General features: G+C 41.4%; 14 protein-coding genes. 4 read left to right on the top strand and 10 right to left on the bottom strand.

Annotated features, from left to right (window positions below):
* Window positions 1-61: 61 nt before the first annotated feature.
* Together KXD93_RS05945 and KXD93_RS05940 are read right to left on the bottom strand one after the other, a co-directional pair.
* Window positions 62-1,141 carry an outer membrane beta-barrel protein gene (locus KXD93_RS05945; RefSeq protein ID WP_258136000.1) on the bottom strand — a complete coding sequence of 360 codons (1,080 nt, stop codon included), beginning with the start codon at window positions 1,139-1,141 and terminating at the stop codon, window positions 62-64.
* A gap of 218 nt (window positions 1,142-1,359) precedes the next feature.
* On the bottom strand, window positions 1,360-2,976 hold the full coding sequence (locus tag KXD93_RS05940) for an ammonium transporter (protein ID WP_258135999.1): 1,617 nt from the start codon (window positions 2,974-2,976) through the stop codon (window positions 1,360-1,362).
* A gap of 545 nt (window positions 2,977-3,521) precedes the next feature.
* Here KXD93_RS05940 and KXD93_RS05935 point away from each other — a divergent pair.
* Window positions 3,522-5,696 (top strand): glutamine synthetase III family protein, encoded by a 2,175-nt coding sequence (locus tag KXD93_RS05935; RefSeq protein ID WP_258135997.1) that lies wholly within the window; start codon window positions 3,522-3,524, stop codon window positions 5,694-5,696.
* Window positions 5,697-5,780: 84 nt separating this feature from the next.
* Here KXD93_RS05935 and KXD93_RS05930 read toward each other — a convergent pair whose 3' ends face one another.
* A complete protein-coding gene (locus KXD93_RS05930) occupies window positions 5,781-7,565 on the bottom strand; it encodes a chloride channel protein (RefSeq protein WP_258135995.1) in 1,785 nt (594 codons plus the stop codon).
* 178 nt (window positions 7,566-7,743) lie between these two features.
* Here KXD93_RS05930 and KXD93_RS05925 point away from each other — a divergent pair, with 178 nt between their 5' ends.
* Window positions 7,744-8,925 carry an AIR synthase related protein gene (locus KXD93_RS05925; RefSeq protein WP_258135993.1) on the top strand — a complete coding sequence of 394 codons (1,182 nt, stop codon included), beginning with the start codon at window positions 7,744-7,746 and terminating at the stop codon, window positions 8,923-8,925.
* Between the two features lie 76 nt (window positions 8,926-9,001).
* Here KXD93_RS05925 and KXD93_RS05920 read toward each other — a convergent pair whose 3' ends face one another.
* The 5 genes from KXD93_RS05920 to KXD93_RS05900 form a co-directional block, all read right to left on the bottom strand.
* Entirely contained in the window at window positions 9,002-10,207 is a 1,206-nt protein-coding gene (locus KXD93_RS05920) for a hypothetical protein (protein WP_258135992.1), read from the bottom strand.
* 21 nt (window positions 10,208-10,228) lie between these two features.
* Window positions 10,229-13,273 (bottom strand): TonB-dependent receptor domain-containing protein, encoded by a 3,045-nt coding sequence (locus KXD93_RS05915; protein WP_258135990.1) that lies wholly within the window; start codon window positions 13,271-13,273, stop codon window positions 10,229-10,231.
* Window positions 13,274-13,421: 148 nt separating this feature from the next.
* Window positions 13,422-14,630, bottom strand: a complete 1,209-nt coding sequence (locus KXD93_RS05910) for a FecR family protein (RefSeq protein ID WP_258135988.1) — start codon at window positions 14,628-14,630, stop codon at window positions 13,422-13,424.
* A 98-nt stretch (window positions 14,631-14,728) separates the two neighbouring features.
* Complete coding sequence (locus tag KXD93_RS05905) at window positions 14,729-15,319, bottom strand: RNA polymerase sigma-70 factor (RefSeq protein ID WP_258135987.1); 591 nt, start codon at window positions 15,317-15,319, stop codon at window positions 14,729-14,731.
* Between the two features lie 687 nt (window positions 15,320-16,006).
* A complete protein-coding gene (locus KXD93_RS05900; RefSeq protein ID WP_258135986.1) occupies window positions 16,007-19,312 on the bottom strand; it encodes a TonB-dependent receptor in 3,306 nt (1,101 codons plus the stop codon).
* A 435-nt stretch (window positions 19,313-19,747) separates the two neighbouring features.
* On the opposite strand from KXD93_RS05900, the gene lpdA reads away from it, so the two are divergent.
* A complete protein-coding gene (gene lpdA, locus KXD93_RS05895; RefSeq protein WP_258135985.1) occupies window positions 19,748-21,136 on the top strand; it encodes a dihydrolipoyl dehydrogenase in 1,389 nt (462 codons plus the stop codon).
* A gap of 108 nt (window positions 21,137-21,244) precedes the next feature.
* Here lpdA and KXD93_RS05890 read toward each other — a convergent pair whose 3' ends face one another.
* Both KXD93_RS05890 and KXD93_RS05885 read right to left on the bottom strand, forming a co-directional pair.
* Complete coding sequence (locus KXD93_RS05890; protein WP_258135984.1) at window positions 21,245-21,775, bottom strand: RNA methyltransferase; 531 nt, start codon at window positions 21,773-21,775, stop codon at window positions 21,245-21,247.
* An 89-nt stretch (window positions 21,776-21,864) separates the two neighbouring features.
* Window positions 21,865-23,043 carry a galactokinase gene (locus tag KXD93_RS05885; RefSeq protein WP_258135983.1) on the bottom strand — a complete coding sequence of 393 codons (1,179 nt, stop codon included), beginning with the start codon at window positions 23,041-23,043 and terminating at the stop codon, window positions 21,865-21,867.
* Between the two features lie 141 nt (window positions 23,044-23,184).
* Here KXD93_RS05885 and KXD93_RS05880 point away from each other — a divergent pair, with 141 nt between their 5' ends.
* Complete coding sequence (locus tag KXD93_RS05880; protein WP_258135982.1) at window positions 23,185-23,478, top strand: YciI family protein; 294 nt, start codon at window positions 23,185-23,187, stop codon at window positions 23,476-23,478.
* Window positions 23,479-23,522 lie beyond the last annotated feature (44 nt).

Here is a 23,522-nt window from a genome sequence, read left to right as displayed (position 1 = left end):
AAATATAAGAAAGCCGCACCGGTTTTATCGGTGCGGCTTTTAAAACAAATTTTAATATTGCTTAGAATCCATAAACAGCAGCTAACACAAATTGTGAAGCTGTTTTTGTTGGAGAAAAGCTGCTATCTGTAAATGGCATATCCTTGTTATGATCAAACCTAATTTCAGGAATGAAAGTTAAAGGACCAGATTTAATGTTAGCAGTTAAAGTAAACGCACTATAGGTTGTGCTGGCAGCTGTAGGAGTCGATTTTAATTTGAATGATTCACCTCTAATACCTAAGGTAACAACTTTAGACACCGCTAATTGAGGATATAAAGCAGCACCTACATAATCTGCTGCGCCTGCACCTGTTTTATTAGCAGCGTTCAAGCCTAATTTAAAGGCATCGGTAATTTGGTAAGTTGTGGTTAAATCTTCAATTGTACCGGAGTATTTACCTGACATAAAGTTAATGTAAGCAGTCCAGCCTTTTACCGGAGCAACCATTAACTGGGCACCAAAGGTAGACACTTCGCCATTTTGGTGAACTGTACCACCAGCATCAGTGTATGATTGAGTAACCGCTGCATAGCTGTTCCACTGATCGTTGAAGATACCAGCCATTAAGCTTACCTTATCGCTAAATGCGTAAGTAGCTTTAAAGCCTGCATTCTGGAACGGACCGGCGCCAAATAAATATGATGTTGAATAGTTGAAGTTACCTGTCGGAGAAATCACCTCGTATCCAACAAAAGTTGCCATGTAACCCGCTGTTAAATTGAATTTATCAGTTACATCAAATGACACATAAAGATTTTGGATGTTAAATGTATTATTAGCATTTAACGCATTACCATCGCCATTAGGAGTTGATTGATATTGTCCTCTTGGACCAAAAGCTAACTCACCAACGAAAGAGGCTTTACCAACCTTCTTTTTTAAGCCCAGGTCGATCATCCCCAGGGAAACCGAGTTGTTATCAGAAGCAAAATAAGTTCCGATGTTGGCGTGCTTTGAGAAATCGTATTTCCAATAAGTATCAACAGAGCCGTAAACTACCAGAGGGGCATCGCCTGTGGTTTTAATGGTATCCTGCGCCTTCGACGCAAAACTAAAGGCGGATACGGCAAGTACTAAGAGTAAAAGTTTTTTTTTCATGACAATTTTTGTGATTGATTGATAAGTTGAAATTAGTTTGATTGATTTGATTGTGAATAAATAAGAGTATAAAAATCCCGTCCGGGTTACTGTCGGTGTTAGCCCGGTATTAGTTTCAGTAAAATTGTGTTATTTTATAAGAACCTTATGCGGCCGGTTGTAACAGGATGGTAATTGTTGAATAACCAACCGGCCGCATAAGGTGTATGTTAAATATATTAAGCTGTTACCTTACCTGGCTCAAATAAGCCGCTTAAGCTAACATCTTCGTCTTGTGGTGGATATACTTCAATACCATGATCGAATACGTCCAGACCGCCAACACCTGTTTCGCCGTGTTCTTCAACACGCAATCTCCATGGGTGTGGTAATTTATTGATAATGAACATCATTACAAAAGACACTGCAAAAACTGCAAGAGCTATGGAGAATGTTCCGATTGCCTGTGCTGTAAGCACTGAAGTACCACCACCGTAGAACAAACCTTTTACCGGTGCAGAATTATCAGCGCCTGTAGGGCCTGTTGCGCCATATTGGCCACAAGCAAATAAGCCTAATGAAAGGGTTCCCCAGATACCGTTCAAGCCATGTACTGAAACTGCACCAACCGGATCGTCAATACGGAACCATTCGAAGATGTAAACGCCTGCAAATACTATAAAGCCTGCAACACCGCCTAACATAATTGCGCCAAAAGGACTAACCCAGTAACAAGGACAGGTAATAGCAACCAAACCTGCAAGGAAACCGTTTACGGTAAATGCCAAATCGAATTTTCCTTTAGTTGGGCCCCACCACAAAGCAGCAAGCATAGCTGTAAAACCAGCGGCACAAGCTGCAAGTGTTGTGTTAGCAGCGATACGACCAATACCCTGACCGTCCATAGCTGAAAGTGTACTTCCTGGGTTAAAGCCGTACCAGCCAAACCAAAGTATGAAACCACCTACAGCAGCTACTAATAAATTGTGTCCCGGTGGCAATCCACCTTTAGCTTTGTCGTCACGGGCGAAGATCCTGCCGATACGCGGACCTAGTACGATAGCGCCTGCAAGAGATGCCATACCACCGATAGCGTGTACTACAGTTGAGCCTGCGAAATCGCGGAAGCCGTTACCTAGGGTTGGGAGTACACCACCAGCAGCACCCATTGTTACTAACCAGCCATCCGGACCCCATGCCCAGTGACCGATTATTGGATAGATGAAGCCTGTGATACCAATTGAATAAAGAATATCGCCACGGAAGCTGGTACGACCAATCATTGCACCAGAAACGATAGTTGAACAAGTATCAGCAAAAGCGTACTGGAAAATCCAGTGAGCCAATACAGGGATACCTGTTGCTTCGTAAGTTAAAGGGGTATTTTGCAGGAAGAACCAGTTAGTGATGGTTTTGCCATCAGAGCCTAGTCCGCCCCAGCCAATAAAGCCGTTACCATGACCAAACATAAACGCGTAACCAATAGCATAAAATAAAATTCCGCAAAGGCATGTGTCAAAAACGCACTCCATTAAAACGTTAACCGTTTCTCTTTTGCGGGCAAAACCAGCCTCAAGCATTACGAAACCAGCCTGCATACCAAATACCAAAAAGGCAGCTACCAGTGTCCATATTGTATTAACTGTATTAATCATTGTTGTTTCGTGCGCGGTGTACACTTCGGCAGCAGCGTGTGCCTTAGTTGGTAACAGTCCCGGCAGTGTAAACATTGCTAGTATGATAAGGCCAAGGCCTATCATTTTGCCTGCAAAAATGGTTGCACCAAGTTGCCACTTTTCCTTTGTCAGTTGTCGGACCGATGTGAGGAAGTCGACTTTCGTAAGTTTTACTTTCATTGTTTGATTAGTTTAATTTAGTTTGATTGATATATAATTAAGATGAATAAGCGATTTATTGGTTTACCTTTTAAATAAGGCTGATTTCTTTCGATTTTTTCATTAAATTTAAAGAAAACATATGTTTTTTTTAAATATTTCATGAAAATATTGATGAATTTTAACAAAACCAAATTTTTGGCAAAAAAATTATCGACAAAATCTATATTTTTATCAATATAATAAATTTAACCCTAAAATACCCCCATTTTTTAAACATTTGATAAATAATTTCTAAAGGTTAAAATAAATACACCAGAAAAATTGCGAATACTTCAAAAAATCGACAAAAAAGCAAACAATATGGTTATTTCGCTTGCATTTTTATGAAAATTCGATGAAAAAATGATTATACAGCCCAAAAACACCTATAAAAATCATTTTACAGGCATTTTAAAGCAAAAAATTTAAGAATTAATACCACTTGAGATATTTATTTTAAAAACTATACATATAATAAAGTATAATTTTAATTTTGGGCTAAACCATTATTTAAAATCAATTTCATGGGTAATATTCGTTTCCAGGCGTTGCAGGCTGTGCTCACAAGAGGGGTTCCCGAGGTTAAATTCCCGGCTCAAAAAATTTCAGACTTCTTTGGCGCAAATGTTTTCGATAAAAAGAAGATGAAAGAGTATCTTTCTTCAGAAGCATACCAGGGTATTATTAACTCGATTGATAAAGGTGAACCTATCCCCCGCGATATGGCGGAACAGGTAGCCTCAGCCATGAAGTCATGGGCAATGGGTAAGGGTGCAACACATTACACACACTGGTTTCAGCCTTTAACAGGTTCGACAGCTGAAAAACACGATGCCTTTTTTGAGCCAACCGAAGATGGTGGCGCTATTGAACGATTTTCGGGCGATGCACTGGCGCAACAGGAGCCCGATGCTTCCAGCTTTCCAAGCGGCGGCATCCGTAATACCTTTGAGGCCCGCGGCTACACTGCATGGGATCCATCCTCCCCTGCCTTTATTATAGCGCGTACACTTTGTATCCCAACGGTGTTTGTGTCATACACAGGTGAGGCCCTTGATTATAAAGTGCCTTTATTAAAGGCATTAAATGTACTTGATAAGGCCGCAGTTGATGTGTGCCATTACTTTGATAAGAGTATTGAAAAGGTGAATGCTTCCTTAGGTATTGAGCAGGAGTACTTTTTGGTGGACATTGCCTTATTTAATGCACGCCCTGATCTTTACCTTACCGGCCGCACGCTTTTCGGCCACATGTCAGCAAAAAACCAGCAACTGGAGGACCATTATTTTGGATCGATCCCCGAGCGGGTTTACGCATTTATGCAGGACATGGAAACCGAGTGCCTGTTATTAGGCATCCCTTTAAAAACACGTCACAATGAAGTTGCGCCGTCACAATTTGAGTGTGCACCTATATACGAGGAAATAAACCTTGCCATTGACCACAATCAGCTTTTAATGGATCTGATGGACCGTGTTGCGAAACGGCATAACTTTAAAGTGCTGCTACACGAGAAGCCTTATGCGGGCATAAATGGCTCCGGAAAGCACAATAACTGGTCGATGATCACCAACACTGGCAGAAACCTGTTATCGCCGGGAAAAACACCAAAAAACAACCTGATGTTCCTTACATTTTTTGTAAATACCATCAGGGCGGTATACGAACACGCCGATCTTTTAAGGGCTTCGATAGCCTCGGTTAACAACGATCACCGCCTGGGCGCAAATGAGGCGCCACCGGCCATTATATCAATTTTTTTAGGCACCCAGCTAAGCGATGTGCTGGACGAGATAGAAACATCACGCATCAGCAAAAAAATAAAGGAAGATGCTCTATTATGGCAGGGAATTCCAAAAATTCCGCAAATATTAAAGGACAATACCGACCGTAACCGCACCTCGCCATTTGCCTTTACCGGAAATAAGTTTGAGTTACGTGCCGTTGGCTCATCTGCAAATTCGGCCAGCCCAATGACCATATTGAACCTGATAGTTGCCGATCAGCTAAAAAAATTCAAGTATGATGTTGACAAGCTGATCAAAAAAGGTGAGAAGAAGGACGTTGCGCTGCTGATGATCATTAAAAGGTATATCAAGGAGTCGAAAAATATTCGTTTTGAAGGCAATGGTTATAGCGCGGAATGGGAAAAGGAAGCTGCACAACGTGGTTTAGCCAATATCAAAACTACTCCAAAAGCGCTTGATGCCATGTTGTCGGACAAAACCGACTTTCTATTTGCCGATACCGGCGTGTTTACCAAGCGTGAGGCACATGCCCGCCATGAAATTTTGCTGGAAAGCTTTTTTAAGAAATTACAGATAGAAGCCAGGGTTATTGGCGAGCTGGGTATCAATGTGATCATTCCATCGGCGCTGGCTTATCAAAGTAATTTGATTGAGAATGTTAAAGGCTTAAAGGATATCGGCCTGAGCAAGGAAACTTATGAGGCCCAGCTGGATATTATTACCCAGATAGCAACACATGTAAATGCTATCAAGACAAACATAGGTGAAATGGTTAATGCCCGTAAAAAGGCCAATTTAATTGACGACATCCGCGACAGAGCCATTGAATATGATGAAAAAGTAAAGCCATTCTTTCAGCCTATTCGTTATCATGTTGACAAGTTGGAGCAGTTGGTCGATGATTCGATATGGCCGCTGCCTAAGTTTAGGGAGTTGTTGTTTATTAAGTAAACAAACCCTAATACTCAAGAACAAAGACGAATTCCACGAAGCTGATTTTAGAAAATTCTAGTCAGTTCGTGGAATTCGTATTTATTAGTGCTTAATGAATAAGTCGGCTTCCTTATTCTGCCGGATAAATTCCTCGCGGTACCGGGCAAGCAGGGTCGATTTGGAGATAAAGCCCATAAATAAATCATCCCTTGTAACTGGCAATAGCCAAACATCCAAGGTATCGAACAGATCCATTACGCTGCTTACAGATTGTTCATATTCGATGATACCCGGCGGAATAGTCATAATATCAGCTACCGTCTCTTCATCGGGAATGTTGGCATCAAATAAGTTTTTGCGGATCTGGTCGAGCAATATGATCCCCTCAAGTCTTCCCGCCTCATCTATAACAGCGAAAATATTGACGGTGGTTCCTGCAAGTAATTTATAAAAATCCTTTACCGTTGTACTTTTACTTATCCCAACAAATTGCTTATTTATAAGGCTCGATATCCCAATAGCATTCAGCATATCATAATCCTGGTCGGGATGAATATTTTTCTCATGTATCAGGTCATGCCAGTACATATTATGCGGATTAAAAAGCCTTGCTATGATATAGGATATAGAAGACACGATCATGAGCGGGATAAACAGTACGTACCCGCCTGTAATCTCAGCGATCAGGAATATGGCTGTCAATGGTGCGTGCAACACGCCGCTAAGTGCGCCAGCCATACCCACGGCAACAAAGTTACTGGTGTTTAAATGCACAAGACCGGTTTGGTTAACGCTAAAGGCCACAAACAAACCCAAAAATGCGCCGGTGAACATAGTTGGTGCGAAAGTACCACCGTTGCCCCCGGCTCCTATAGTTATCCCGGCGGTAATAATCTTCATAAAAACCATGCAAGCTATAAAGCCTGCCATCACAATAGGATGTGCCAGCCATGCGCTAAAAAATGATTCTTCTTTTAAGGCATTAATATTTCCGTTCAATATTGCCTGGAGGTAATGATAACCTTCACCAAATAAAGCCGGAAACACCATTATAATAAGTCCTAGAAACAAGCCGCCCGCAAGAGCACGGACATACCGGTTTTGCTTTTTCAGGATTCCTCTTTCAAGGAAGCCGCCAACCTTGGAGATATAAACAGAGATCCATCCGCTGAACAGCCCAAGGACTATATAAAAAGGCAGTGCGCTCATCGCCCATCCCTCCGTAGCCAAATGAAACAACTGATCTGAATACAACAGCTTTGATACAACCACACCCGTAGCAGAAGCAATAAGTAACGGTATAAACGTAGGGATGGAGATTTCGCCCAGCAGAATCTCAAGTGAAAATAATACCCCAGCTATAGGGCTGTTAAAAACAGCGGCAATGCCCGCAGAAGCGCCCGCCGCAATTAAAATTGTTTTTTCATACGGGCTCAGGTTGAAAAATTTGCCGGTGTTTGAGCCTATGGCTGCGCCGGTGCTAACAATCGGCGCTTCTAACCCTGATGACCCGCCGAAGCCAACCGTTAGTGAACTGGTGACCAAATGCGAATAGATGTTATTATACCTGATGTTTGAATGGTTGCGCTTGATATTCGCCAGGATATTGCCGATGCCTTTTTGGATCTTATCCTTATTAATAAGGTGCTGGTATGAAACCGTTAGAAAGATCCCGAGCGCAGGAAGGAACACGTAGATAATGTGGTACGGAAGGTGAGCAGAGATATTTCTGCTGATCTCCTCCATGGCGTGTACAAGGAATTTTAAAGCAATTGCAGCCAGTCCGCCAAAAAAGCCCACAAAAACACTGCAATAGATCAGGAAGTTGCGCTGGCTGTTTTGACGCAGGCGCCACTTCTTAATTTTATAAGGAACACTGTTTAACATGAATTATAGTAGGATGTATGCAAATTAACGGTTTTAAAGATTGAATTGACACTAATTCGCTTGAATTTTTGTGGCCTGGCGCCAATTCAGATTGGAGCTGAGGCTACAACAAAATGATTTGCACGTTAAAACCATGAACCATCAACTATGAACCATCAACTATTTTTATATTTGCCGCATGAATTCTTCGCAACGGTATGATCAAAGAGGTGTATCCGCTTCTAAAGACGACGTCCACAATGCTATTAAAAATATCGACAAGGGAATTTTCCCTAAGGCCTTTTGTAAAATAGTACCTGATATTTTAACCAACGACCCACTTTATTGCAACATTATGCATGCAGATGGTGCTGGAACCAAATCATCATTGGCTTATACCTACTGGAAGGAGACCGGCGACATTTCTGTTTGGCGCGGCATCGCACAAGATGCAATTATCATGAACCTGGATGACCTCCTTTGCGTAGGCGCTACCGATAATATCCTGCTTTCATCCACCATCGGCAGGAATAAAAACCTGATTCCGGGCGAGGTTATTGCAGCCATCATAAACGGAACTGAAGAAATCCTTGCTGAATTAAGACAGGCTGGTATAGGCATCTATTCAACCGGTGGTGAAACTGCCGACGTTGGTGACCTGGTGCGCACCATCATTGTTGATTCAACCGTTACCTGCCGAATGAAACAAGCCGATGTGATCTCCAATCACCGCATCCAACCCGGCGATGTAATTGTTGGCCTTGCCTCCTATGGTCAGGCTACTTATGAAAAGGAATATAACGGCGGCATGGGCTCTAACGGGCTTACATCCGCCCGTCATGATGTGTTTAATAAAACTATTGCCGATAAGTACCCGGAAAGCTATGATGCAGCCATTCCCCATGAATTAATCTTCTCTGGCAGTAAAAACCTTACAGATGCCATTGAGATCGGCAACGGGCAAACAGTTACCGCCGGTAAATTAGTATTGTCCGCAACGCGCACCTACGCCCCTATCATTAAAAAAATATTGGATTGCCACCGCGATAGCGTACACGGAATGGTGCATTGCAGCGGCGGCGCACAAACCAAGGTGCTGCACTTTATCGATAACCTGCATATTATAAAAGACAACCTGTTCCCGGTTCCTCCCCTGTTTAATCTGATCCAGCAGGAATCAAAAACCAGCTGGCAGGAAATGTACAAGGTATTTAATATGGGGCATCGTATGGAGCTGTATGTTCCGGAAGCAATTGCGGCTGAGCTAATCGCCATTTCCAAAAGCTTCGGTGTTGATGCGCAGATCATCGGTCGTGTTGAGGCGGCTGAGCAAAAACAGGTGACAATCCGGTCGGAATTTGGAGAGTTTGTATACAACTAATCTTTAAAAAATCCTTATTAAAAATAAAGACCCGGTCCAATTGGACTGGGTCTTTATTTTTAATGACTAAATATATTTATTGTTTAGCCCAGTTAGTACCATCAAATTTGAATGTAAGTGTGGTGCTTGTTGTTGCACCCGTATAAATCAAGTATGTGATTTTATATGGGATTCCAACGGTTGCATTCGGAAAATCCGTTTTCAACATCAGCACTAAAGCACTTTCTATATCCGCTTCAGTCCAGAAATACTGACTACCCTGCTGGATGTTAAAGTCGCCATATTGTGCGTAGTTGGAACGTCCATCTGCAGTACCTATGGTTGAATTACCTATAAGTGTATAATCACTTGCTTTAGTAGTATAGTAAACGGTCGGATCAGGAATCCAGGTACCTTTGCTTTTAACAAAAGTAAGCGTAGTAGCGGCAGACGCGCGGGTCCAGTTGGTACCATCAAAAGTTAATTGTATAACCCTTTGCGATGTTACTTTGGTGCTGCTATAGTAATTAAAGCTTACATATTGAACACTCCCTGCTTTTGCATTACCAGCAACATACGGATCGGTTTTTAGCAGGTTATTTAAGTAAGATAACAACGAAGCATCATCAGCTGCCGTAAACTGGTTATACTGCCCGCGTCCCACCGCTGCATATTGGGCAGGCGTAATTTGATAAGCCTGCACCCATGCGCCGTTTAAATATAGAAACGAACCCGTTGCCGTAGTTACACCTGCTGTGGTAGATACATAGATGCCAGGGTAAACAGTTGGTGTTGTATTAATAGTCGGATAAAAAGTCCATGACAATACTGCCAGTTGGTTAGCTGCCGGTGCGGTGTACTTATAAGGTAACCAGCTTAACACCTGGGCAATGCTAAAATCTGCATATTTATTGCCTGGTAATAACAAGTAATCATCATGTGTAAGCGTGTACGATACATCTTTAAAAACGCTGTCGGCCAGTACTACTGAGCCAGTTAATGGGGTAAAAGTAATATTAGCGTTAGAGCCATCCGGATAATCGAAAAACTTAAAGTTAAGGAGCGCCGGAACATTCGCGTTCGCATCTGCAGTAGAAACAAAACCCTTCGCTTTATAAACGGCAGAGCTAGAAGGATATACGTTAGTATTTGTATAATCAGCAGCTTGTATCGTATAAGCAAGGGTTTTTGCCGTGCCAGGCAATCCATCAAGCGCTTTATAGGTTTTATCCATAGGCCTGCACGAGCTTATCGCTGTGGCTATAGCTGCAAGGCCGAGTAAATTGAATAATATTTTTTTCATAATATCTTTTTTAAAAGATGATTAAAAGTTAATTTTTAAAGTTGTCATGTATGTTCTTGGAGAACCATACCAAACGCCCATATTACTTATACGGGTAGGGAAACTGTAAGCAGCAGCATTTGCCGGGATACCGGTTTCAAAAGCATCAGCAACATAAGCGGTGTTTAACACGTTGTAAACGTTGGCTATAAATGAAGCATCAAGCCCGGCAAATTTGAAGCGGTAAACAACGTTCAGATCCAATGTAGAAAAGTTTGGAAGCTGGTAATTTGTGAACGCCTGTCCGGCGGCTGTTTGTTGCGTTGTAGTAAGCTTCGACGGATCAAATGAGGCATAGTAACGGCCATAATAGTTATAGTTTGCTCCAACCTTAACTTTTGGAAGCACTTGCACATCAAGCCCCAAAGCAGCAGTTGTTTGCGCGCTGGTGTTTGAGGTGCCAAACTCACCTACCTTTAAGCCTTTCAGCAATAAAGCATCCTGGTTTAATGTCTTACCCTGGTCGCTGGTTATTTGTGTTGGGCCAGTGTTACTTGTGTAATGAAAATCGCCTATCGACAGGCTACCGCTTAGGGTAACGGCGTTAATAGGACGGAATTTTGCATCAACTTCCACACCCTGATGAATTTCGTTGATACCCGAAATATTTACGGTATAAAGTGAGTTATCAGTTTGGTCGGTCAAAACGGTTGTTTTTGCCCTGTCTTTATATGTTGAACGGTATAAGTTTACGTTGGCGCTAAACATAGAGCTTACAAAGCCATAACCCAACTCGTAGCTCATCAGTTTCTCTGGTTTTGCATTCGGGTTAAGGTCGTTATCCTTGTCAAGAAAAATATTGGCAACAAGTGGTGCCCGTTGAATGTAGCCTATGTTAGCAAATATATTATTGTGTGCGTCAATATTATAGTTGGCACCACCCTTGGCCTGGTAACCTAAAAAATTAACCCATTTGCTGGTTGCATCAGGGCTGCCGGTTGTGTAGTTAAAATAATCGATCCTGCGGTTACCGGTATTACTTGCCGCAACGGTAACAAATGCCGACAGGTCGTTTTTATTATATTCCGCCTGTACATAGGCGCCTTCCGAAGCAACCTGGTATGTATAGTCATTATTAAATTTATCACCAACACCAATATGTGCGTTAGGATCATTGATATTACCTGAAGGACTGGTAACGCTGTTGTTGCGGATATCTGCAATGTAGCTTCCTCCTAACAGATCATCCATCTGGTAAAAATGCTCGCCCCGGTAGTATCTTCCATCAATACCGGCCAAAAGGTCAATATCACCTAATTTCTTTTTATACGTACTCAGGATGCCATATTGCTGATGATTGTTGACTGTATTTTGGAAATACCTGCTTGAAGAACCATCTGCATTAGCAACGTTTGATTTAACAATGGCGTTAAAATCAATAGGGGAATATATGTCACCTGTTCTAGGCACGTTGGCGGTACCATTTCCGGGAGTTAAAGTGGTATTTGTACCAGCAAGGTAACGGGCCGCTCCTGTACCCCATGAACCGTACACTACAGTTGCCAAAGACGATGTTTCATCTATTTTCCAGCTGTGGTTTAACGAGGCTAAAGGTTTATTATAGTAGTTCTGCTCTGCGCTTAAAAGCTGACCATTCAGGTAACCATAATCAGAGTTATACCTGATACCCAGCGGGCTGTTCCTGTAAGTACCGATTGTGTTGAAGGTATAACGCTGGCCATGGTTTTGCGTAGCACCCATAAAGTTGAACGATAAGGTTTGTGTTGGGCTTAATACCTTTGATAGGTTAGCAAAATAACTATATCCTGTATAATATAAACCCGGGGCATAACCGTCACCCTGGCTCCTTGAAAGCAGGAATGAAGTTGACCATCCTTTATCAGTCAAACCAGTTGAATACGACAGTACTGTTTTATAGCTATTGAACGTACCTATTGATTGGGATATTGTTCCACCTTCCTGTAGTTCAGTGCTTTTTGTAGTGATATTTATAGTACCGCCTAATGATGGTACAGCCACCTTTGAAGCGCCTAAACCGCGTTGCACTTGCATTGATGTAGTAACATCAGCCAGGCCCGCCCAATCGTTCCAGTAGATCTTTCCGGCTTCCACGTCGTTAACGGGGATGCCGTTTATTAAAAGCGCAACGTTGTTGCTGCTAAAACCGCGGATATTCACGCGCGAATCACCGTAGCCGCCGCCGCCTTTTGAGGTCATAACACCTGGCGCCGCTTTTAACAATTCAGGAAACTCCGCTCCTGCGCCCTTTTCTTCAATGTAAACTTTACCTACCGAAGAAGCTGCAATAGGCGTATGCCGGTCAATTGCTAAAGATGGGTTAGCTGTAACGGTAACTTCTTTTACAGAAGCTGAAACCGGATCCATTGTAATAGTTCCCAGATCAGCACCGGTAATAGTTAGCTCTTTGGTTATATAACCAATGTACGTAAATACCAACGTAGTGCTCCCTTCAGGTACGTTTATTTTAAATGTTCCGTCAAGCGCTGCAACCGTTGCACGTTTCACGTCCTTCACAGCTATAGTAGCTCCAATAAGTGGCTCTTTTGTTTGTGCATCCAGCAATTTACCTGTAACCACACGGTCTGCGTTAATAGTTAAACCTACATTTTTGTCAGATGAGCTTTTTGAAGCACCTTTTTCCTTTAATACAATGGTATGTCCAACTATTGCATAGGTTAATGGCTGCCCTTTAAAAACTTTTTCGAGCGCCTTTTCCAGGGTGATATTTTTTACATCTATAGTAACCTTGTTACTCCTGGCAAGAAGTTCTGTTTGCATGAAAACGTCAAAACCGCTTTGTTGCTCAATTTTATTCAAAACTGTTTCCAGGTTAGCATTTCTTTCAGAAATAGTAACGTTTTGACTAAAACTTGCTGCACTAATATGAAGGCATGCCGCAAATAGTAAGATGGTAATTAATTTTATCCGCATAATAATTTTCCTTTTGGTAGCCGGATCTATTTTGTAAAAGCTGTTTATTGCTTTAGTAGTTTTGTTTATCCTCCGGCCCTCATATGGTGGCGGAAAATGTGTAGAAAAATCCATATTTTTGGTTGGGTTCTTTTAGTAAAAGTGTATTGTCAATATAATTTTTATGATTGGCCCGATCGTTTTGGCCGGAAGTGCTCGATACACTTTCGGTCTTTTTTGGCCTTAAGATAACCGGCCTTGCCGGATACCCTGATTTCCTTTTTTATGGTTTTACTATAATCTTCCTCCCGATGATTGTAAAGTTAACGCCACTTGTTTTTAAGATTTCAAACACCTGTGATACAGGCACATTTCGTGAAATCCGTCCCCTGTAATGCTTCTCGGCAATTGTGCCCTGGTATTCTACGTCCACGTCATACCATCTTGATAAAAGGCGCATAATTGTTGGAAGATCTGTGTTTTTGAACATAAACTTTCCGTTTTTCCATGCCATCGCTTCTTCAACATCAGCATCTGCATTTATTTTAATCCCTTTTATTGTACCGATTGCCTGTTGCCCGGGTTTAAGTTTAACCAAATACATACCAGAAGTATTGGCAACATTAATACTACCTTCCAGAAGCGTGGTTTTTGTAGAAGTCTCATCGCCGTAACTACTAATGTTAAAGTGAGTTCCTAATACCTCAACAGTTTGATTAGTGGTTTTTACAAAAAACGGCTTAGCTGGATTTTTAGCAACTTCAAAATAAGCTTCACCTGCTAATTCAACCTTTCTTTCATTACCCGGAAATGAGGTTGGATATTTTAAAGACGAAGCAGCGTTTAACCAAACTTTGGTGCCATCAGGTAAAACAACCTCATACTGCCCACCACGTGGCGTGGTAAGGGTGTTCATAGCAATAAGATCTGCAACCTTTGGCTGCCGCGCAGCTTTAAGAGAATTGTCAATATTATAAATCAACTCGCCATTTTGGGCCTTGTTAATCACAATATTCTGTTGTCTGGCTATTTTCCCGTTTCCCGCATCATTTAAAGTTATTTTTGATCCATTGGCTAAAGTCAAAATAGCTTTGTTACTCCCAGGTAAAATATCCGGTTTATGAAGTGCGAGCGGTTTATTAGTCGTTTTTTTTAAAACATACCGATTCAGGCCTATCCCAACTGCTAACAATAGCACCACAGCCGCTGCGTAAGGGAATAATTGCTTTAATTTAAATGGGGTAATTGTCGTTTTTTTAAACCCGGTGGCTCCTGCTATCTTTTCCCAGGCTTTATCCTGTTCTACCGCCGAAAACACTTCCAACTGCTGGTTAATTCGCGTTTCATCGGTTAGTTTTCTGAATAATTCCTGGTTATGAACGCTTGCATCCAGCCATTGATCCAATTCCTTTTGTTCAGGTACGGTAAGCTCATCCCGCAAATATTTTGCGATTAGCTCCGCAAGATCAAAATAAGGCTGGTAATTATTCATAGTGTCTTTTCGGGTATTAAGACACCTGATAATTCAAACTGGATAAAGTAAATGAAACTTTTTTCTGAATTTAGTAACGCACGGCAAAAAACTATCGCTTAACTAAAAACTTCCACCATCGCTATAAAAAATAATACAAACATTTCAGGTTCAAGTTTCATTCTTAGTAGCTGCAGTGCTCTTTGTTTTTGTTTTTTCACAGTGTTGACAGACATATTTAATTCATCAGCAATTTCATTATTCTTTTTACCATCAAAATATCCCATAACAGAGATCTGGCGATGGCTTTCAGGTAATGATTGGACAGCAGCATGAATTTTGGACATTACCTCTGCGGCAATAATAGCATCAATTACAGGTGGTTCTTCAGGCTCCGCGCCGCCCTGTTGCTGAATATAGCCTTCTCTAACTTTCTCATGCCGAATTACATTAAGGCAGGCGTTGCGAACGGTACTGTATAGGAAGTTTTTGATGGCAATTCTATTTGGCGTTACCATTTCACGCTGATTCCAATACTTTATAAATGAGTCCTGAACAATATCCTGCGCCTGATCTTTATCCTTAACAAACTGAACCGAAAAATACACCAGGCGGTCATAAAATTCTTTAAAAAGAGAATTCAAATCAACCTCATCGGGTAATTCGGTTAAGTTATTAAATGGAGTAAATATCTCTTTTATAATGCTCATTATATTGTGATATAAATTGCGGTAGTGGATCTTGCTTATGAACATAGAAGCATATACTCATAAATCTGATCCAAAATTGAACCTTAAATATTGCGCTCAGGTTAATTACATATTAACAAATGGTAGTGTATTGTAACAAAAACATTAGCATGTTTAAGAAAGCAATACCCATAGTTCATCAACCCTTTAAAGGATGCTATCGATAAAAATAATCAGCCAAAACATAGGGCTAATGATAGAATTAAAAAACTAAAAGCAGATACTTCTATCTATTGCTTTAGTAATAAATCTGCGTAGCCAACATCTTTATTTAACACAAAATGCGCTTTGCGATCATCGTACCAATAATAATTATAGTTTTCAGTAATAGCAAGAAATTTGTATTGATTATAAATTTTTATCACCATGACTTATAATTACATTATAAAATCCTAAAAAATGGGGCAAAAAAAGGGGCCCCGCAATTGCAGAGGGCACTGAAAAAGTCCTTTAAAATCAAAGAGGCACTTTTACAGATAAAATGGAGGCGCTGAGAATCGTCTGTACGAAATCACTCTCCACCACCAACCCGAATACGCCAACGAAAAAGAGGTTGTTTTCAATTTTGAAAACAACCTCTTTTGATAAATAGCCACTTTTTCAGTGCCCTCCAATTGCAGGGCCCCTTTTTTTGCATTTATATTTCTATTAGTTAAATATATACCTTAAACCAAACTGTGCTTGCCAGCGTGAGGCAATTGAAGTGCCTTCACCGAATGTTTGGGTAAGCGGAGTATTTGTTGTGGCATTGAAATAAGGGAATGAAAATTCAGGTTTCCCTGCATTAGGATCTCCAGCCGGAGCGATCTTTTGGAATGATAGGAATTGTGAGCTGTTTACAAATTTGTAGTTACCCCAGTTCCTGTCGATAAAGTTTCCAAGGTTGATCATGTTGAACTCAATCTGCAAAGTGTTTTTTACTTTACCTGTGGTTACAAAGATATCCTGTGTAATATTTAAGTTAATCTGGTTAAAGAACGGTAACAACAAACCATTACGTTGCGCATATTGTCCACGGTGTTTACTTAAATATGGATCCTGACCAATATAAGCGTTTAACTGATCCCATAATTGCTGAGAAGTGCGTTTATCCGTCGCTCCGTTAGCCACTAATACGATATCGCTTTGAGTCCTGGGAATATAAATCAGGTCGTTACCTTTTACACCGTCATTATTTAAGTCGCCTGAATAGGTGTACGATGCCACACCGTTGTTGGCGCCTTCGTATGTTAAGCCAACTGATGTTGCAAGGTTTTTAGTGTATGCCTTACGATAAGAAACTGATGCTATAATACGGTTAGGTAAGTAGAAGTTTGAATACCCGGTTTCATTGGCATTTGGATCGCCGGAAACAGGACGGCCGCTCCAGATTGACTGAGCAACAGAACCGCCATCATTAACTGAACGTGAATCGCTATGAGTATAAGCTAACGTAAAGTTAAGTTCCCTCAGGCTTTTCTGTAATTCAATGGTTGCATTGTAAGTATAACCTTTGCTGGTATTGGTCATTAATTCAGCATCGGAGATATTTGGATTAGAAGGAGTATTTAAATTTTTCTTAGTTACCGGATCAAGAACTGCCGGAAACAAAGTTGATGCACTGTAAACTAACCTGTTATCAGGCCCAACAAGCGCAGTACCTGTTGAAGGTAAAGCTACGTTTTGCTGATAAACTGCGTTAATATCTTTTGAGTACATAAATTCAAGGGTACCCACAATGCCCCATGGTAATTTTTGATCCACAGCAATATCTCCGCGGAAGTTTTTAGGATTTTTGAAGTTCCTGTCAACCACCGCCAAATTATACTGAGAGGTAGCAGTTGCTGAACCAAGTGGCGGCCTGTTAGCATCAGGGTTAGGGTTAAATACTAAACGAGGATCAGTTGCAGAAACGCCTGCTTTTCCTGGCTGGATAGTATATGAACCAAATTGAACGCCATTGTTACTTGCCTGGTTAGATACCCAAACATAAGGAGTTGGGCCGGTAAAGATGCCTAAACCACCACGAACCTGGGTTGTTGCGTCGCCATTAACATCCCAGTTGAAGCCTACACGTGGAGAAAGCTGGATCCTTGTTTTAGGAAATTTTGACACGTCAAGCTGAACACCATCTCTGAATGTTAATGCTGCAACGTTTGTGTTTTGCTGCGAATTAACACTGTAAATTGGTAAATCAGCACGGATGCCGTAAGTTAACTTAAAGCGATCGGTTACCTGCCATTTGTCCTGTACAAACAGGCCAATTGTGCTGGCATTGATCTTAGCATATGGGAATGATCCGTCTGGAGTTGCCGCGTAACGGAACGAGTATTGATTTGCAAAAGCAGTACCGCTGTTTGCCGAAGCATAGAAGTCGCTCAAACTCGAGAAAACGTAAGCGCCATTGTAGTTGGGTGCAAATCCGTTTTTGAATTTATCGATCTCGTTTGAAGTACCAACGTTAATTTCGTGGTTACCTTTGTAAATAGTAACGTTATCCGAAAGCTGGTAGATGTCGGTGTTCAATACGTTAAAGGCGGTAAACGGCTCATAACCAAAAGCAGTAAGGTCCTTGGCGGTAGATGAACCATTTTGAATATCAACCAATGGGAACGCACCACCGCCCGGTGATTGACGAAAATCGCGCAGTGCCTGGTACCCCACAGTCAGCTTATTTGCAATGGTGCTGCTGAAGCGGGTGTTTAACTCTGCTATACCAATGTTAAAGTTGTTGTTGATGGTATAAAATGAAGAGAAAAACGGCAATGTAAACGCACTTGGCTGACGGCCACCGGTTGGTGAACCAGAGTTACTTGGCGCAACATCACGTAACGACTTTAAGTAGAAATATTTAACAGACAAAGTGTTTTTATCGTCAATATTCCAATCCAATCTTGCTGTTATTTTGTCAGATTGTGTACGTAATTGAAAATTTTCAAATGCGCCGGGATCATAACCGTATTTTGTTTTCAGGAACGTACGCAATGAATCAAGTGCACCATAACCTGCTTGGGATACTGTACCACCGGCAGTTTGGCCTGGGCGCAGCGCGGTGTAGTTAGATGAAGGGTCTTTTTCTCTTTCCTGCTCGCCTGATACAAATAAGAATAACTTATTTTTAATGATCGGTCCGCCCAGGCTAATTCCACGCTGGTTGTAATCAATAGGTGATTTGGCAACGTCTATACCATTTCCTACATGTGTTCCCTGTAAGCCGGTAGTACGTTTATACAAATAAACACTTCCTTTAAACTGATTAGTACCCGATTTGGTAACTGTGTTAATACCTGTACCTGCAAAACGACCTAAAGTAACGTCGAAAGGTGAAACAGCAACCTGGATCTGCTCAATTGCATCCAATGAAATTGGCTGAGAGTTGGTTTGACCACCTAAAGTGCTTGATAAACCGAATGAGTTGTTAAATAACGCACCATCGACGGTAAGGTTATTAAATGAATCATTACGACCACCAAACGACCTTCCGTTTGCCGAAGGGGTAAGTTTGGTATAATCGTAAATTGAACGGTTTATGGTTGGTAAGCGGTCAATTTGCGAACGGGTTACAATTTCCTGTGATCCTGTTCTTGAATTGTTAATGACCTTGTTTTGTCCGCTGCTTACTTTAACTTCCTTCAGTAAAGTGCTGCTTGGATCAAGCTTTATTCCAAGCTTGAAATCCTGGCCCAATGTTAAGTTAATATTGTCTTCGGTAGACGGATTATAACCAACAAAGCTAAATTTGATGGTATACGGACCACCAATACGTAAGTTGGCAAGGTTATATTTACCGTCGGCCCGGGTAACAGTGGTGTAAACCGTGCCAGTAGGCGTATGCGTAGCAACAATTGTTACGCCCGGTAAAGTTTGGCCTTTTTCGTCAACAACAGTACCCGAGATACTACTTGTTGTTGTAACCTGCCCGTGGGCAAGGTTTAGGGATAAAATGGAGAAAAATAAAAGTAAAAACTTCCTCATACAGTTTTGCTTTAATTAAAATTTGGGTTAAATATCATTTTTGTTACAAAAGTAAGGATTAAGGCTATTCCCAATATTAACAAATTGTTAACATTTATAAACATATCGGCAATATTTAATCACGATAGCATAAAAAATTACAATAATATGGTATAATAAATAAAAAACTAGTAAAATATTAGGTATCAGGCAACTATCAATATATGCCACTATATGCCATTATTTCAGGCATTTATGATATGATTTTGAAATGATAAGCTGATTTTAGCATTTCGCTGCTTTTATTTAGCTTTGGCATCAAATTTAACGGCTATGAGCAGCTGCGCCGGTACTGAACATAAAAGGTTTTATTCCCGTTAAAAGGCAAGGCATAAATATTTCTATTCTCACAAACAGTAATACAAAAGGTCATTTATAAAACATTATAATCAAAATATGAACTACGATTTAATTGTTATAGGTTCTGGTCCGGGTGGTTATGTAGCCGCTATTCGCGCTTCGCAGTTGGGTTTAAAAACTGCGATAATTGAAAGGGAATCATTGGGCGGCGTTTGCCTAAATTGGGGCTGTATCCCAACAAAAGCATTAATTAAAAGCGCCGAAGTGTTTGAATATATTAATCATGCTGCAGAATATGGCATAAAGGTTGGCGAAAGCGAGGTTGATTTTGATGCAATGATCAAGAGAAGCCGCGGTGTTGCTGATGGCATGAGCAAAGGTGTTCAGTTTTTAATGAAAAAAAATAAAATTGATGTAGTAATGGGCACCGGCAAGCTTAAAAGCAAAGGCGTAGTTACTGTAACCAACGCCAGCGGCGAAACTTCTGACATTACTGCAAAGCATATCATACTGGCAACAGGCGGCCGCTCGCGCGAATTGCCAAACCTTAAACAGGATGGCGTAAAGGTAATAGGTTATCGCCAGGCCATGGTGCTGCCTAAAAAACCGGCATCAATGATAGTAGTTGGTTCCGGCGCTATAGGCATTGAGTTTGCATACGTATACAACGCAATAGGCACCAAAGTTACTGTAGTTGAATTTTTGGATAACATCGTACCGCTTGAGGACGAAGAAGTTTCAAAACAACTGGCCCGTACGCTTAAAAAACAAGGTATTAACATCATGACCAGCTCAAATGTAGAGTCGGTTGACAGCAGCGGCGATATTTGCAAGGTGCAGGTTAAAACTGCTACCGGTGTTGAAACGCTTGAAGCTGAAATAGTTTTATCAGCAGTTGGCATCTCTACCAACCTTGAAGGTTTAGGCCTTGAGGAAAACGGCGTACAAACTGATCGCGGTAAAGTTATTGTTGACGATTACTACAAAACCAACGTTGAAGGCGTTTATGCTATTGGTGATATTGTTAAAGGCCAGGCGCTTGCTCACGTAGCATCGGCAGAAGGTATTATTTGCGTTGAAAAGATTGCAGGCCAAAACCCGCACCCGCTTGATTATAATAATATTCCGGGCTGTACTTATTGCTCACCAGAAGTTGCTTCAGTTGGTTATACAGAAAAAGCTGCAATTGCGGCAGGTTACGAATTAAAGATAGGCAAGTTCCCATTCTCAGCGTCAGGTAAAGCTAGTGCCGCCGGAGCGAAGGAAGGCTTTGTTAAACTGATATTCGATGCCAAATACGGTGAATTTTTAGGCGCACACATGATTGGTCATAACGTTACCGAAATGCTTGCCGAAGTTGTTACGGCACGTAAGCTGGAAGCAACCGGTCATGAAATCATAAAATCAGTACATCCACACCCTACCATGAGCGAGGCGATTATGGAAGCCGCTGCCGCTGCGTACGGCGAGGTGATACATTTATAAGAAGTTCATAGTTGATGGTTCATAGTTCATAGCCGGAATTTGGCGATGAATTATGAACCATTTTCTTTTCTACGGTTCGGCTATGAACCATGATCTATTAACCATGAACTAACCAACTATCTTCGAAAAGAAATCCCACAACACAATCCCGGCTGATACCACTATATTAAAGGAATGCTTTGTTCCGAATTGGGGAATCTCGATACAGGCATCTATGTTTGCCATAACTTCCTCGCTAACACCGTTTACTTCATTTCCAAAGATCAATGCATATTTCACGTCTTCGGCGGGCGTAAAATCATTCAGCATGATGCTGTTTTGCGCCTGCTCAATGGCTATAATGGCATAACCCTCGCTGCGCAACTGTTCAACTGCCTGTAAAGGCGTCTCAAAATATTTCCAGTTAATGGATTGTGTGGCCCCCAGGGCGGTTTTTTCAATTTCGCGGTGCGGCGGGCAGGCAGTTATCCCGCAAAGGCAAACCTGCTCAACCGCAAATCCATCCGCCGTACGGAATATCGAGCCTATGTTATGCATGCTCCTCACATTATCCAATACCACTGCCACGGGGAACTTCTCCATCGCCTTAAATTCGGCAACCGAAGCCCGGTTTAGTTCGTCAAGCTTTAGTTTCTTCATGTTAATAAGCTAAAAGCGTAAAGCAAAAAGCCGAAGGCAAAAGTAACCATTACCGACTATATCAGGTCTCAAGTTATAATTTTAACGCTTTAAGCTTTGGTCTTTTCGCTTTCTGCTAAAAGCTCCCCTACTCCATCGCCGATAAGTGAGCTGTATACTGATGGCGCATAACCTATTTTATTGGTATAATAAGCGATCATATTTTTTTGGAAGTCTTCAAAGGCACTTTCTTTAACCAGGGCTATACCACAGCCGCCAAAACCAGCACCGGTCATACGGGCGCCGGCTACGTTGGCATCGGTTTTACTGTATTCGGCAATGGTATCTAGTTCCTTGCCACTTACCTCGTAAAGATCGCGCAACGAATCGTGCGAAGCGTACATCAACCTGCCAAACTCAGCTAAATCATTATTGCTCAGTGCTACTGCGGCCAGTTTAACGCGATCGTTTTCCTCAATAACGTGTTTCGCACGTTTGTATATTGTAGCGTCAGTAATTAGATGACTGTACTTATTAAAGGTAGCAGTATCAATATCACAAAGATTATTGATCTCCAACTCGTGCTGCAGGGCTTTTAACGCCGCCTGGCATTCCTGCACCCGTTCATTATATTTTGATTCGGCCAGCTTGCGCGGCTTATTGGTATTTATTATTGCTAAAATATGCTCTCCAAGGTTGCTGTCGACAGCCTTGTAATCCAGCGTGTCGCAGTTCAGCATCAGCGCTTTATTCTTTTCGCCAAAGGCAACGGCAAACTGATCCATAATACCGCAGTTAACCCCAATAAAGTTATTCTCAACAGCTTGCGAAAGTTTTACCAAATCGAGCTTTGAATAACCGCTGTTTAGCTGATCGTTTAGGGCAAATGCAGTTACCACCTCAATAGATGCCGAGGAAGATAAACCCGAGCTTATAGGAATATTGCCATAAAAAAGCAGATCCATCCCCAATACCGGGTGCCCATCCTTTAAAAAATATTCTATAATACCCAACGGATAGTTAAACCAGTATTCTTTTGTTTTTGTGTAGTTGCCCTGTACGGGGATGTCCAGTTTTTCTTCAAAATTCATACTCCTGAACCTGAACATGCCATCGCTATTGGGCGACACCAGCAAATAGGTTCCGAATGTAACGGCGCAAGGCATTACCAGCCCGCCATTGTAATCAATATGCTCACCGATCAGGTTAACGCGCCCTGGTGAAAAATAGGTATTTTCAGGATTTTTATTAAATATCTTAGTAAATTCCTGTGTAAGAAAATCCTTCATTTAGTATCAACAATTGGTTAAAAAACAAATATTGTAAAAAATGTAACATTAACAGTTATTAATTTATTTTATTTTTCCAATACTTCAAAAATTCGTTGATTTGAATCCATAAACTTAAATTGCCGCACTAATAAATACATCATGAATCAATATCTTATTACCGCATACGACCATACTGATGCCAATGGCTTATCACGCCGCATGAATGTTCGGCCACATCATCTTGACGGAGCTTCAGCGCTTAAAAAGAACGGCAATTTTATTTTAGGCGGAGCCATGCTGAACGACAAAGGCAAAATGATAGGCTCCGTAATGGTATTGCAATTTGAAACAGTCGAGGAACTGGAGGCCTGGAAACAAAGCGAACCATATATTACACAAGACGTTTGGGAATCGGTTGATATAAAACCGTTTAAGGTGGCCACAGTAGCATAATTTAAACAGCAAAAAAATAGCCGGCTTAAATTAATTTGCCGGCT

It is taken from the genome of Mucilaginibacter phenanthrenivorans (assembly GCF_024721155.1).
Taxonomy (GTDB): domain Bacteria; phylum Bacteroidota; class Bacteroidia; order Sphingobacteriales; family Sphingobacteriaceae; genus Mucilaginibacter; species Mucilaginibacter phenanthrenivorans.
The sequence above is the reverse complement of the archived record's forward strand: the minus strand, read 5'-3'. Positions and strand labels throughout refer to the sequence as shown.

What these genes read in the sequence shown, in the direction of transcription:
- KXD93_RS05905 (WP_258135987.1), bottom strand. Translation starts at nt 15,319, where the DNA reads ATGAGCATTATAAAAGAGATATTTACTCCATTTAATAACTTAACCGAA.
- KXD93_RS05890 (WP_258135984.1), bottom strand. Translation starts at nt 21,775, where the DNA reads ATGAAGAAACTAAAGCTTGACGAACTAAACCGGGCTTCGGTTGCCGAA.
- KXD93_RS05900 (WP_258135986.1), bottom strand. Translation starts at nt 19,312, where the DNA reads ATGAGGAAGTTTTTACTTTTATTTTTCTCCATTTTATCCCTAAACCTT.
- KXD93_RS05910 (WP_258135988.1), bottom strand. Translation starts at nt 14,630, where the DNA reads ATGAATAATTACCAGCCTTATTTTGATCTTGCGGAGCTAATCGCAAAA.
- KXD93_RS05920 (WP_258135992.1), bottom strand. Translation starts at nt 10,207, where the DNA reads ATGAAAAAAATATTATTCAATTTACTCGGCCTTGCAGCTATAGCCACA.
- KXD93_RS05925 (WP_258135993.1), top strand. Translation starts at nt 7,744, where the DNA reads ATGAATTCTTCGCAACGGTATGATCAAAGAGGTGTATCCGCTTCTAAA.
- KXD93_RS05945 (WP_258136000.1), bottom strand. Translation starts at nt 1,141, where the DNA reads ATGAAAAAAAAACTTTTACTCTTAGTACTTGCCGTATCCGCCTTTAGT.
- lpdA (WP_258135985.1), top strand. Translation starts at nt 19,748, where the DNA reads ATGAACTACGATTTAATTGTTATAGGTTCTGGTCCGGGTGGTTATGTA.
- KXD93_RS05915 (WP_258135990.1), bottom strand. Translation starts at nt 13,273, where the DNA reads ATGGATTTTTCTACACATTTTCCGCCACCATATGAGGGCCGGAGGATA.
- KXD93_RS05880 (WP_258135982.1), top strand. Translation starts at nt 23,185, where the DNA reads ATGAATCAATATCTTATTACCGCATACGACCATACTGATGCCAATGGC.
- KXD93_RS05940 (WP_258135999.1), bottom strand. Translation starts at nt 2,976, where the DNA reads ATGAAAGTAAAACTTACGAAAGTCGACTTCCTCACATCGGTCCGACAA.
- KXD93_RS05885 (WP_258135983.1), bottom strand. Translation starts at nt 23,043, where the DNA reads ATGAAGGATTTTCTTACACAGGAATTTACTAAGATATTTAATAAAAAT.
- KXD93_RS05930 (WP_258135995.1), bottom strand. Translation starts at nt 7,565, where the DNA reads ATGTTAAACAGTGTTCCTTATAAAATTAAGAAGTGGCGCCTGCGTCAA.
- KXD93_RS05935 (WP_258135997.1), top strand. Translation starts at nt 3,522, where the DNA reads ATGGGTAATATTCGTTTCCAGGCGTTGCAGGCTGTGCTCACAAGAGGG.